This is a genomic window from Paenibacillus ottowii (genome assembly GCF_050516475.1).
GTDB lineage: Bacteria > Bacillota > Bacilli > Paenibacillales > Paenibacillaceae > Paenibacillus > Paenibacillus ottowii.
Genome location: NZ_CP191577.1, coordinates 3,527,869 through 3,541,048, shown reverse-complemented (window position 1 = coordinate 3,541,048; position 13,180 = coordinate 3,527,869). Strand labels below are relative to the sequence as shown.

The 13,180-nt window shown below is 45.6% G+C and carries 10 protein-coding genes; 8 read left to right on the top strand and 2 right to left on the bottom strand.

Annotated features, from left to right (window positions below):
* The first annotated feature begins 76 nt into the window (after positions 1-76).
* The 3 genes from uxaC to ACQQ6X_RS16390 all read left to right on the top strand — a co-directional run bounded on the left by uxaC (position 77) and on the right by ACQQ6X_RS16390 (position 4,145).
* Complete coding sequence (gene uxaC / locus ACQQ6X_RS16400) at positions 77-1,501, top strand: glucuronate isomerase (RefSeq protein ID WP_305166221.1); 1,425 nt, start codon at positions 77-79, stop codon at positions 1,499-1,501.
* A gap of 151 nt (positions 1,502-1,652) precedes the next feature.
* Positions 1,653-3,053 (top strand): MFS transporter, encoded by a 1,401-nt coding sequence (locus tag ACQQ6X_RS16395; RefSeq protein WP_305166220.1) that lies wholly within the window; start codon positions 1,653-1,655, stop codon positions 3,051-3,053.
* An 87-nt stretch (positions 3,054-3,140) separates the two neighbouring features.
* The gene (locus ACQQ6X_RS16390) at positions 3,141-4,145 is read left to right on the top strand and encodes a LacI family DNA-binding transcriptional regulator (protein ID WP_305166219.1); all 1,005 of its coding nucleotides are present in this window, start codon (positions 3,141-3,143) and stop codon (positions 4,143-4,145) included.
* Between the two features lie 103 nt (positions 4,146-4,248).
* On the opposite strand, the gene poxB is transcribed toward ACQQ6X_RS16390, so the two are convergent.
* Positions 4,249-5,973, bottom strand: coding sequence for a ubiquinone-dependent pyruvate dehydrogenase (gene poxB, locus ACQQ6X_RS16385; RefSeq protein WP_305166217.1), 1,725 nt, complete (start codon positions 5,971-5,973; stop codon positions 4,249-4,251).
* Between the two features lie 314 nt (positions 5,974-6,287).
* Between poxB and ACQQ6X_RS16380 the strand changes: the two genes are divergently transcribed.
* The 4 genes from ACQQ6X_RS16380 to ACQQ6X_RS16365 all read left to right on the top strand — a co-directional run bounded on the left by ACQQ6X_RS16380 (position 6,288) and on the right by ACQQ6X_RS16365 (position 10,901).
* Positions 6,288-7,781, top strand: coding sequence for a tagaturonate reductase (locus ACQQ6X_RS16380; protein WP_305166216.1), 1,494 nt, complete (start codon positions 6,288-6,290; stop codon positions 7,779-7,781).
* 17 nt (positions 7,782-7,798) lie between these two features.
* Positions 7,799-9,298: a UxaA family hydrolase gene (locus tag ACQQ6X_RS16375; protein WP_305166215.1), complete on the top strand. Its 1,500-nt coding sequence runs from the start codon at positions 7,799-7,801 to the stop codon at positions 9,296-9,298.
* Positions 9,299-9,420: 122 nt separating this feature from the next.
* Positions 9,421-9,867 (top strand): acetyltransferase, encoded by a 447-nt coding sequence (locus tag ACQQ6X_RS16370; protein ID WP_305166214.1) that lies wholly within the window; start codon positions 9,421-9,423, stop codon positions 9,865-9,867.
* Positions 9,868-10,043: 176 nt separating this feature from the next.
* The gene (locus ACQQ6X_RS16365; protein ID WP_305166213.1) at positions 10,044-10,901 is read left to right on the top strand and encodes a DNA-binding protein; all 858 of its coding nucleotides are present in this window, start codon (positions 10,044-10,046) and stop codon (positions 10,899-10,901) included.
* A gap of 166 nt (positions 10,902-11,067) precedes the next feature.
* Here ACQQ6X_RS16365 and ACQQ6X_RS16360 read toward each other — a convergent pair whose 3' ends face one another.
* A complete protein-coding gene (locus ACQQ6X_RS16360) occupies positions 11,068-11,958 on the bottom strand; it encodes a hypothetical protein (RefSeq protein ID WP_305166212.1) in 891 nt (296 codons plus the stop codon).
* Positions 11,959-12,209: 251 nt separating this feature from the next.
* Between ACQQ6X_RS16360 and ACQQ6X_RS16355 the strand changes: the two genes are divergently transcribed.
* Entirely contained in the window at positions 12,210-13,172 is a 963-nt protein-coding gene (locus tag ACQQ6X_RS16355) for an ABC transporter permease (RefSeq protein ID WP_305166211.1), read from the top strand.
* The last annotated feature ends 8 nt before the right edge of the window (positions 13,173-13,180 follow it).

The following is a 13,180-nucleotide window of genomic DNA, read 5'->3' as shown; positions in this document are numbered from 1 at the left end:
AAAGTAGTGTCTCGGACATTTTTGTTAACGTTAACAAATTGCTAGGGAACACGATTACAGAAGGGATGAGAAAGTAATGACCAAAACGTTTTTAGACGAAAACTTTTTGTTGAGCAATCCAACGGCTGAAACCTTATATCATCAGTATGCCAAGGATATGCCGATTATCGACTATCATTGCCATTTAAGTCCGCAAGAAATTTATGAAAATAAAAAGTTCAAGAATATTACGGAAGCCTGGTTGTACGGGGATCATTACAAGTGGAGACTTATGCGGGCCAATGGGGTCGAGGAGCGTTTGATCACAGGTGATGGTGAAGATTATGACAAGTTCCTGGCCTGGGCCAAAACTGTACCTACGCTGATCGGCAACCCGCTATACCATTGGACGCATTTGGAGCTTCAACGCTTTTTTGGTGTTTATGAGCTGCTAAATGAACAGAATGCACCTGTAATCTGGGAAAAGGTAAACCAAAAGCTGCAAGGACCCGGCTTTGGGGCGCGTGATCTGATTGTGAACTCGAAGGTAACTGTCGTGTGCACCACGGACGATCCAACCGACCATCTTGAGTATCACAAGCAAATCAGCAGGCTGACTGATTTCCCAGTAGCTGTGCTGCCAAGCTTTCGCCCTGACAAAGCTTTGGAAATTAATCGTGAAACCTTCCAGCCTTGGGTGGCTCGATTGGGAGAAGTCAGTGGATTGGATGTTTCCGGGCTTGAAGGATTTTTGAACGCGCTGGCAAGTCGGGTGCGCCATTTTCATGCTGCTGGGGGCCGGGTATCTGATCATGCGCTGGATACTGTGGTCTATGAAGAAGCAACACTTGAGGAAGCGGCAGCCATCTTTAGCAAGGCGCTGAAGGAAGGCTATGTGACTCCTTTGGAAGAGGCGAAATATAAGTCGTACGTGCTGGTCTTCCTCGGTAAACAGTATGCAGAACACGGTTGGGCGATGCAATACCATATTCACGCGCTGCGTAACAACAATACGGCGATGTTCCGTCGTTTGGGACCAGATACAGGCTACGACGCTGTTAATGATGGTTCGATCGCTCGTTCACTGGCAGCATTGCTGGACGCACAGGAACTGGCAGGTGGGCTGCCGAGAACCATTTTGTATTCGCTTAATTCGGTCGACTATCCAGTACTGGCGAGTCTCGCAGGCAGTTTCCAATCTGGCGGTACAGTGGGGAAAATCCAGTTTGGTACTGCATGGTGGTTTAACGACCATATCGAAGGCATGCAGGAGCAGATGAAGCTGCTGGCTAATTACGGAGTGCTGTCCCGCTTTATTGGCATGCTGACAGATTCCCGCAGTTTTCTATCCTACACGCGCCATGAATATTTCCGTCGTATCCTATGCGATTTAATCGGAACATGGGTTCAGGAAGGCAAGGCTCCTGAGGATCTGGAACTGCTCGGAGCCATGGTACAAAATATTTGCTACAATAACGCCGAGCAATATTTTAACTTCCCAACGGTTGTTCATAGTCAATGATGTCGCTCTCTAAACTGAGAACTTATTAATTTTAGTAAAAAAGAGCTCTTGCTAGGAGCTTGTACCAAACTCCCGGCAAGAGCAATCTGTAAGCAAAATAGATTTCAATAAGTATGTGAAAATAATTACGATAATAGAGGAGTGTGTAGGTATGGGAGTGCCTATCGTACAGGAGAGCGTCCAAACTGACAACAAGACAGGTGAGCATATTAGCCTGAAAGAAAAGATTTCGTATGGTATGGGCGACTTTGGAAACGGATTCATGTTTGATTTGGGGCAGTTGTATTTGCTGAAGTTTTTTACGGATGTTGCGGGAGTTTCTGCAGGAGCCGCTGCAGGCATTTTCTTGGTCAGCAAGCTATTTGCCGCCGTCTGTGATCCCGTTGTTGGGTCCTTTGTTGATTATCGCAAACATATCGGTACACGTGGGAAATTTAGACCTTTTCTTGTCTTTGGAAGCGTTATCCTTGCAATTCTTACGATTCTTACTTTTATTTCGCCGAATATTTCACCCACAGGCAAGCTCATTTACGCCTATGCATCCTACATGATCTGGGGAATCGGTTACTCGATTGTAAACATTCCTTACGGTTCGCTGGGTGCAGCCATTACACAGGATACTCATCAACGTGCTTCTTTGTCATCTTTCCGTCAGGCGGGATCACTGGGCGCATTATTCGTAACCAGTGTCGTGGTTATGCCGCTTATTTTATTGTTTCCTAACCATCATGTTGGCTATCCTGTGGTCATGGGGATCATGTCGTTCATTGGTGTGATCGCTTTCATCATATGTTACCGAGGAACGAAAGAACGTATTATTAGCCAGTCTGGGCCAAAAGAGAAGCTATCTTTAGGTGTGATCGTGCATACTTTTACGAATAACAAACCCTTGCTGGTACTCGTTTTAATGACGATTTTCACCATTTCCGCGTACAATATCAAGTCCGCACTGCTGATCTATTTTGCCGAATATAATTTGGGGCATGTAGAATTAATGGCGTATATGAATTTTATTATTATTGGTTCGTCGCTGCTGGGTGTATTGTTCCTACCCAAGCTGGTACGGCGTTTTGGTAAACGAAAAACAGCCATTCTGGGGATGCTGGTTAGTGTCATTGCCGATTCCGTCAACTTTTTGGTGCCTTCCAATGTATATATTTTCACCGTTTTGGCCAGTATTTCGTTCATCGGCATTAGTATTCCCAACGGGGTTACCTGGGCATTTGTATCCGATATCATTGATTATGGCGAATGGTCATCCGGGGAGCGCAAGGAAGGGATTACTTACTCCTTATTTAACTTTTCACGTAAATTGGCTCAATCCTTGTCTGGTTTTCTATCGGGTATTGGACTGGCGCTCGTCGGTTATGTTCCGAATGTGGTTCAATCCTCTGGAACGCTGCTTGGAATCAAAGCTTTGCTTTGTCTTTATCCGGCTGTTGCCCTGGCTTTGGCCATGCTGGTGATCGGTAAAATGTATAAGCTGACAGACAGCAGACATGCAGAAATGGTTCAAGAATTACAGCGTCGACATGCGGACAATCGCGTATAATTTGTGAAAGTCTTCTTTTCCGGGCGGCTCCTGTGGTATGGTGGGTATATAATTTTTTTAGAGCCTCACTAAGGAAAGGATACGTATATGGCAGCTACCATCAAAGACATTGCCAAACTGGCTAATGTTTCCCATACAACCGTCTCCCGGGCGCTCAATAACAGCCCGCTGATTAAAGAAGATACGAAACGCAAAATTATGGAGTTGGCAGAGCAACTCAATTATATTCCAAATTACAATGCCAAAAGCCTGGTTCTCCAGCGCTCGCATACAATTGGTTTATTTTTCACCAGTATTTCAGAAGGCACCAGCTCCAGTTTTTTTGCGGATACCATCCGTGGAGTTAATAACGTCATTGGTGTGGATTACAATCTGTTTGTTCGAGGAATTGACGATTACGCTGATTTTTCTGCTATTCATCGCAAGCGTTTTGACGGCATCATTCTGATGAGCCAGAGTGAGGCGGACAACCCTTTTATTTATCATGTGCTTGGTCAAGGCATTCCGCTTGTTGTACTGAACCGGCAGGTGCCTGGGGCTGGAATTGTAAATGTGATTTCTAATGATAAGGAAGGCTCCTATGAAGCGGTTTCCTTTCTCATTGAAAGCGGGCATGAACGCATTGCGATCATTGAAGGGGTGGAAGGCTTCAAATCTACCCAGCAGCGCCGTGAGGGTTTCATGAATGCATTGATAGATCATGGTAAGCCGATCCGACATGAATATATCGTGCAGGGCCACTATGACACAGAAAGCGGAAGTCTGGCAATGAAGCAGCTGCTTGCCTTGGAAGAGCCGCCGACAGCGGTATTTTGCTCTAACGATGATATGGCTATTGGTGCGATGAATGCGGTATTTGAAAACGGCTTGAGGGTACCAGAGGATATCTCTGTCATTGGCTTTGACGATATCGGTTTCTCGATGTATACGACTCCACCGTTGACGACGGTCAAAAGACCGATTGAGCAGATTAGTGAGCGCGGCGCCGCTTGCATTCTGGAACGAATTCAGTCACCGTCCACTGAGGGCGAGCTTATATTTATGGAAACCGTGCTGATGAAGCGAAAATCGACGGCCCAGAGACTACGCTGAGTTTTGTTATGTAATAGAGGCAGGCCCCAAAGGGGCAGGTACAATGCTCAAGCACTGTTCCTGCCCCTTTTTTGGTTGAAATGAGCACTGCTTCATCATGGATTTAACGAAAGAGATTGGTTTTAGCCAGTTCAACAATCTCGTCTCCGCGTCCGTTGAGCACGGCTTTCATCATCCATAGGGTAAAACCTTCTGCTTGCTTAAGGTTAATTTTAGGTGGCATGGATAGCTCCTGACGGTTCACCACCACATCTACCACAACAGGGCCGTCATGAGCCAATGCTTGCTGAATGGCATCTTCCAGCATGGTCGGGTCTTCAACCCGGATGCCCTTGAGCCCCATGGCTTGTGCTACAGCACCAAAATCGGGGTTAACCAGTTCAGTTCCGCTTTCCAGGAATCCGGCCGCTTTCATTTCCAACTCGACAAAACCGAGCGCACCGTTGTTGAAAACAATAACTTTTACAGGCAGTTGATGCTGCTTTAGGGTGAGCAGGTCGCCCATCAGCATCGTAAGTCCGCCATCGCCTGAGAGGGCAATCACTTGGCGATCAGGTTCGGTGGCCTGCGCACCGATTGCCTGTGGCAGTGCATTTGCCATTGAACCATGATTGAAGGAACCGAGAAGCCGGCGCTGACCGTTCATTTGCAAATAACGCGCCGCCCATACAGTGGGAGTACCGACATCGCAAGTGAAAATAGCATTTTCCTGGGCAGTATCACTGATGATCTTGGCGAGATATTGCGGATGGATCGGCATATGGCCTGGTTTACCAATCGCCAGACCGTCCAGCTCCTGGCGTACTTTGGCATAATGGGAGACGGTTTTTTCCAGATGCCTGGAATCATGCTCCGATGTTAAATGAGGAAGCAGCATTTCCAACGTTGCCCTTACATCTCCGCATACACCATATGTCAATGGAGTGCGTCTGCCGAGATGGGACGGCTCTATGTCGACCTGTAGGACAATTGCATCTGCAGGATAGAATTGTCTATAAGGAAAGTCTGTTCCGAGCATGAGCAGAACGTCACAATCCATCATTGCATGGTACCCGGAGGAATACCCGATCAATCCCGTCAATCCAGCATAATAGGGGTTGTCATATTCCAGATATTCCTTGCCTCGCAGAGCGGATACCATGGGAGACTTTAGCTTGTCACACAGCTGCATAAGCAAGTCGTGAGATTGAGCACAGCCTGCACCGCATAGCAGCGTAATTCGTTTACCGTTATTCAAATATTCAGCCAACCGGGAAATTTCAGAAGCGGACGGATAGACGACTGGCGCTGTAGGGTGATAGACATGTTCAGGGGTGGGAACCTTTTCTGCTTCTAAAGCAGCCACATCCCCGGGAAGCACAATGACGGAGACACCTGAACGTGAAATGGCCTCCTGAATAGCCATAGTCACCATTCTTGGAATTTGACGTGGTGTCGTAATCATCTCGCAAAAGTGACTGCATTCTCCAAAAAGATGCTCGGGGTGCGTAGCCTGAAAATACTCACTTCCGATTTCAGCACTTGGAATATGAGCCGCAATCGCAAGTACAGGCACCCGATTGCGGTGGCAATCATATAAACCGTTAATCAAATGCAGATTCCCGGGACCGCTACTACCGGCACATACGGCAATGCTGCCGCTAAGGTCAGCATCTGCTCCGGCTGCAAAGGCAGCCACTTCTTCGTGCCTTACATGAATCCATTCAATTTGACCATTGCTGCGAATGGAATCCACCATATTATTTAACGAATCCCCAACGATGCCGTAGATACGCTTGACCCCTGCATTGACCAAAACTTGTACAATTGTATCTGCGATTGTCTTCATAGATGCTCCTCCTGCTTAGTAAGTAGTTTTATCCTGCCCGTGCTATCTTGCGTCTATTCTCCTGAAATGTATATATAAACAAGATCTCGGGACAGGGTGATAGTTAGCCTTAACCGTCTTGGCTCAGATGCGAAACAACAGAAAAAAGATGAGATACTTGCAGTTTTTTATATAAATACATATGTTAACGTGTTCATATTATTGTCATTATTATTTTTTAAAACTAAAAATATTAATAAAACTATTTTGTTAACGTGTGCATTATGATAAAATAACGGTGAAATCATTATGGTACTAGTGGGAGGTTACTCCGGATGAAACAAGTAGATGAATTAGACCAATTAAACAGAAAAAGCTTTATTGTTGCAGAACCGTTTCCTGAAAGGGTGTTGCAATTCGGGGAAGGGAACTTCCTGCGTGCTTTTGTAGACTGGCAATTTGACAAAATGAATAAGCTGACAGAATGGAATACAGGGGTTGTGATTGTACAACCGCAACCAGGAGGCCTGGTGGAGAAGCTTAACGTGCAGGATGGTCTCTATACGGTTATCCTTGAAGGAATTAAAGAAGGGCGGGCCATGAAGGAGCATACCGTTGTCGAGTGTGTTACTCGTGGAATTAATCCTTACGGCCCGGAATTTTTGGAGTATGAAGCATTATCGCAAAAGCCAGAGCTGCGTTTTGTTGTTTCGAACACGACGGAGGCAGGGATCGCTTATGCGCCTGAGGATCAATTGGAAGATCGTCCGCAAAAGAGCTTTCCGGGCAAACTGACTGCCTTTCTGTACAAGCGCTTTCAATTTTTTAAGGGCGATTCAACCAAGGGACTGGTGATCATTCCGTGCGAACTCATCGACCGTAATGGAGACGCTCTCAAGGAAATCGTGCTGAAATATGCGAACCAATGGGAGCTTGGGGATGAGTTTATTGTATGGTTGGAGGAATCAAATACGTTCTGCAACAGTTTGGTGGATCGAATTGTACCTGGCTATCCCAAAGACCGAATTCATGAGATTCAAGCAGAATTAGGTTACAAGGACGATTTGGTCGTTGTGGGTGAACAATATCATTTATGGGTTATTGAAGGGCCACAATGGCTCAAAGAGGAATTACCTGCTCATTTGGCCGGATTGAATGTACTGATTGTCGACGATATGGCTCCCTATCGTACACGGAAGGTGCGCATTTTGAATGGGGCACATACGGCGCTTACACCTGTAGCCTACTTATATGGCTTGGATACGGTAGGGCAAGCGGTCGAGCATGATATTATGGGCGAATTTATCCAGTCGTTGATTCGAGAAGAAATTATTCCGACACTGGACTCGCCAGAAGCGGAATTGAATGTGTATGCGGACGATGTGATGGAACGGTTCCGTAATCCCTATGTAAGTCATTATGTCATGAGCATCTCCTTAAATTCAGTGTCCAAGTTCAAGACGCGGAACTTGCCATCCTTGCTCCAGTATGTGGCACAGCATAAGGCGCTGCCTGCCAAAATCGTATTTTCACTGGCATCCCTACTCGTATTTTACCGGGGAGACAGAGACGGCGAGCCGATTGCATTGGCAGACGAAGCGGAAGTGTTAAGCACGTTTGGCGAACTGTGGAGCACGTATGACGGAACTCTCGCTGGAGCGAAGCAATTAACTGAGCAGGTACTCGGCAAGCAAACATGGTGGGGTCAAGACCTGAATCAGATCGAAGGGTTGGCTGAACAAACGGCGCAGCACGTGTATGAAATTACAAGTAGAGGAATGAAGGAGACGCTCGATTCTCTAACCGGGAACAGCGTGCCCGGAGCATAAGCAAGGAGGAGACTGGAATGCTGGAATTCATTCAAATTCATGATCAAGATAATGTGGCTGTCGCTTTGCGTGATTACAAGCAGGGAGAGACGCTGGCATGGGGAGCACAACAAGAACAACGCGTGGAGCTGGCCGAGGATGTAGCGCGCGGGCACAAAATTGCGCTACAGGACATACCTGAAGGCGGGCATGTCCTGAAATACGGCTATCCCATCGGTCATGCCATTCAGCCCATTCAGGCAGGACAGCATGTGCATACGCATAATACGAAAACAAATCTGACCGGTGTGGAGGAATACACTTACAATCCTAAGCCAGCTCCGCGTATTTATGAACAGGAAAATCGGACATTTCAAGGATTTCGACGGAAGGATGGTCGTGTAGGGATTCGCAATGAGTTGTGGATTGTGCCGACAGTTGGCTGTGTGAATGGAATTGCCGAACTCATTTTAAATCGCTTCAAGCAGGAAGTGGGAGATCTCTCCCCTTTTGAAAACGCACTTGTGCTCAAGCATAACTATGGATGTTCTCAGTTGGGCGACGACCATGCACATACACGCACGATTTTGATTGATGCTGTGAAACATGCGAATGCAGGTGGCGTACTAGTACTTGGTTTGGGCTGTGAGAACAATGAAATGAAAGAATTCAAAGAAGCCATCGGTGAATACGACTCGGAGCGGGTAAAGTTTTTGCTTTCCCAGGAGGTGTCGGATGAAGTGGAGGAAGGGGTAAAGCTGCTTCATGAAATTTTTACGGCCGTGCAAGAAGATCGGCGGGAGTCTGTACCTTTGTCTGAGCTGAACATCGGCTTAAAATGCGGCGGGTCTGACGGCCTCTCAGGCATTACAGCCAATCCACTGCTTGGACGTCTGTCGGATTATATGGCAGCACAGGGTGGAACGACCGTACTGACAGAGGTGCCCGAGATGTTCGGCGCGGAGACAATTTTAATGGAGCGCGCTGCCGATGAGCAAGTATTTGATAAGATCGTACATTTGATCAACGATTTCAAACAATATTTTCTGGATTATAAGCAGCCAGTGTACGAGAATCCGTCACCGGGCAATAAAGCAGGGGGCATTACGACACTGGAGGATAAATCACTAGGCTGTACGCAAAAATCCGGGTCTTCTACGGTCACTGATGTCATTCAGTATGGTGAGCGTCTCAAGACTAAGGGGCTTAATTTGCTTAGTGCGCCTGGGAACGATCTGGTTGCTTCTTCAGCTCTTGCTGCGGCGGGCTGTCAGCTCGTCATATTCACAACCGGACGCGGCACGCCTTTTGGCTCCTTCGTTCCGACGATGAAGGTATCGACCAACTCGCCGCTATATAAGGCCAAACCTCACTGGATCGACTATAACGCCGGTTCACTGGTGGAGGATGTAAGTATGGAAGATGCGCTCCGCCACTTTGTCGATTATATTATCGATGTAGCCAGCGGAACCTGGGTAAATAATGAGAAAAACAATTTCAGGGAGCTTGCTATTTTCAAAAATGGTGTAACGTTGTAAAGGGCTTTAATCTCAAGGAGGCGGATAGATCCGCTTCCTTTTTTGTGTTTGAATGCCTCTAGATATGCTGTTAAACTTACTGCAATACATGCTAATGGATATTCGAATAAGGGGGAACTACAGTGCAACATAAAATTATTGCTTATCGGGAAGAAAATCATGATCAACTCGTAGATATTTGGCATCGGGCAGTACGCCAAACGCACACATTTTTGTCTGAAAAGGACATTCAATTTTACCATCATATCGTACGCAACGGCGCTTTAAGAGAAATTGAAATTTGGATGGAATGTACTGAACTTCAAGAGCCGACAGGTTTTATCGGGCTGGACGGTCAGAAAATAGAAATGCTATTTGTCGACCCCAAACGGCATGGACAGGGCACAGGCAGCCGACTCATCCAGCACGCTGAAAAAATAAAAGGGTCCCACCTCAAAGTGGATGTGAATGAGCAAAACGAGAAGGCGCATGCTTTCTATAGACATTATGGCTTTAAACAAACAGGACGATCTGCGCTGGATGGATCAGGCCGGGCATTTCCGTTGCTTCATATGGAACTGAACCAATGAATACTCTATAGGCATCTACATTTTGAAAACTGGAATATATTATAAATTCCTTGCCACCTGTTTGATTTTATGATATAACTTAATTACGTAATAAATACTTAATTAAGTTATTTTTTTAGATAGGATATAGATATTTTTGTTGATGAGTACAAAAGTCGGACAAGGAGGTGGGGAGGGTGAATGATATTGTTCACTCTGACATCACAGATCTAGACACACTTGTTAACATGATTAAGCTGTCCTTTTCATTTATGGATGGTACCCATATGATCGCTTTATGCGACCAGCTGTATACCCATGTCAGTCAGAAGTATCAGGAATTGCAGCTTTGCAAAGCGTGCAAGAAACCTATACAACCCATACATACCAAACGGCCGTTAGTCTATTACTACGGCTACAGTCATCTTATGAGAGGCATGGCCTTCCAAAAACAGGGCAAATATGAGGCCGCCCGGGATTGCATCGAAAAATATGCAGAGCTGGGCTGGTTCAATGGTCTTGATCCATCTGGAGAAGCAGAGGTGGAATATTATCGCCATGCTGCGAGAGCCAATTTATATGCTCTTGATATTTTGTCGGGTCGTTCCGAAGTACTGCGGGAATATATTCAATTTCTTCGTGACAATCCAGAAGAGTTGTTACCAGGACTTCTTTCCATTGTGGAGGGAGCGACCAGACACGACTATCCTTTAGAGCGTGTGCTTGAATCATTTGCCGAACAAATTGAAGATTTCAAATATTTTGAAGAGCCTGTGAATGTGTCCTATTATTTTCGCTTCTGTTATCAGCTGGCTCTTTATTATATAAAGCTGCGACAGTATACGGTTGCGTTGGGCTATATTCTGCAATCTCTCAAGCTGTCCGATACCCTGGGTATGGAACATGAGCATGAGTTTAGAAAATGTACCGCCATATTTGAGATTTTTAGATCCCAAGCTACGGCAACACAGCAAGACCAATATATAACTATTCTAAAAGGAGTGCTGAAGGATGAAAAAATTGATTTCACGGTCGCTGTCGCTCAGTCTGTTTAGTTTGCTGGTGTTTGTTACTAGTCATGATCTCATCAACGTGTTTTATCACGGAGCCAATCATTAATAAGTCGAAGTGGTAAAAAGTAGGATGCTTTAATTAACCAATAGCAAGTAAGCTCATTAAGATCAGGGCTTGCTTGCTATTTGGCGTTTTTATGAGGAATATTTAAGCGGTTGTAGGCTTGTGCAACAAACCTTGTTCTAATGGGTGCAATGAAATTCTTGTCTGTTGGTAAGCGGGGACTGTTTCTTCCGTACGGTATGATCCAATTTTTAAAGCTGCGTCCAGTGCCCGTAGCAAGGAGCCCACGAATTGCTCTGGAGAAAAGTAAATGCTTTTCCCGACCATGTGAATGTGAAGCTCGTTATGGTCACGGTTGCTTACAGACAGCAATAAACCTTGGCCCTGAAAACCGGTACCGATTGCACGTATTTTATTTATACTTGATAGCAGCATTTCCGTTTTCAGCGCACGCCCTTGTTCCTCTACAAACACAGATATTAGCCGTTTATCTGTAACGATAACAATTTGGTTACCCTGAAACGTATGGCTAAGGTGCAGGAAATCTTTATACACTCCAATAGTCTGCTCACCCGGAGAAACAATCCCCATCCGTATAAACTCATCCAACTCCGCAACATCGGGATCCTGATGATTTTTGATTCGTTTTTTGATGCTGAACTGAATGGTCAAGATTCCTAGGATAGCTATTAGAAAAGCACTAAGACGGACGTGATATATAAAGAACATCAGAACGATAAAGCCGCCCAGTAACCATTGTCCCCAAGTCAAATAACGCAGCTTTTGCTGAGCCGTACGGCGATAATAACCGTAGCTCTTTCCCGGTTGATACTCTTTACTAAACTTCGTCATACCACGCATCATGGTTAATCCATAGATCGATAAGACTGTCATCCCGAGCCCCAGGAGCGTCATAAACCATTCCTCAGCCGCAACGCCAACTAAAGTACACAGGCCAAACATGATGAGCCCTGCCCAGCAGGCAAACCTTTTTATCCGAACCTGCTTCTGAATCGAACGAACCAATTCTTCCATTCTTAATCCTCCTGATCTAGTACATAGGTAATGATTGGAATTTCATGTAGTCCTATCGTACCATCTGATAGCCTTTTTCGTAAATTGATAGATATAAAAATTCAAAGGCAGGAAGAAATTTGCGCATGGATTATACCTCCACCTGAACTTTAGACACCAAAATCAAAAAATCCGGGTCTACTCATGAGTAGCAGAAGCCTCTAAAATAACAACTGTAAGTGCTTACACAAAAAAGAAGGGAGGTCTTCTGTATGAGTACAGGATGGAAAAATCTACAGTCACAGCCGCCCATCCGATCGGGGAGATGGACATCACTAGCCCGCAGATGGGGGGGGCAAAAACATTTGCAGACCATGGCACTGCTTGGAGTGGTATGGATGATTATTTTCCATTACGTTCCGATGTACGGCATTTTGATTGCTTTCAAACATTTTGACATTATTGGTACTATATCAAGCGCGCCATGGGCGGGGTTAGAACATTTTCGCGCCTTCTTGGAGGATGATAACTTCTGGTATATTGTCAAAAATACTCTGGGCATTAGCTTGCTCAAGCTGGCGATCGGGTTCCCGTTACCTATTGTATTTGCTCTGTTTCTGAATGAGATTCGGTCTACACGGTTCAAAAAATCCATTCAGACTATTTCGTACCTTCCTCACTTTTTATCATGGGTCATTCTTGGCGGGATTTTAACGACATGGCTGGCGGATACAGGGATGATTAATCAATTGTTGCTGGCTTGGGGCTGGATCGACCAACCGATTAGTTATCTTGCAGAGCCGGGCTATTTTTGGGCTATCGTCGTTAGCTCGGACATTTGGAAGGAGCTTGGATGGTCAGCCATTATCTATTTGGCGGCAATGGCGGGCGTATCTACGGACATGTACGAGGCGGCCACCATTGATGGTGCAGGACGGTTTCAGAAAATGTGGTATGTCACACTTCCCGCCATCAAGGGTACAATTTCCATTTTGTTTATTTTAGCGGTCAGCGGCATATTGAACTCCAACTTTGATCAAATTCTTGTCCTGCGTAACTCGTTGAATGAAAGTGCAAGTAATGTAGTTGATATTTATGTATATCAGGTGGGCATTCAGCAGGGACGTTTTTCATATTCTACTGCGGTCGGATTACTGAAATCGGTTCTTGCTCTCATATTGCTGCTGATAGCCAATTCTGTAACCAAACGAATGAATAACACCTCTCTATTTTAGAAGGAGGA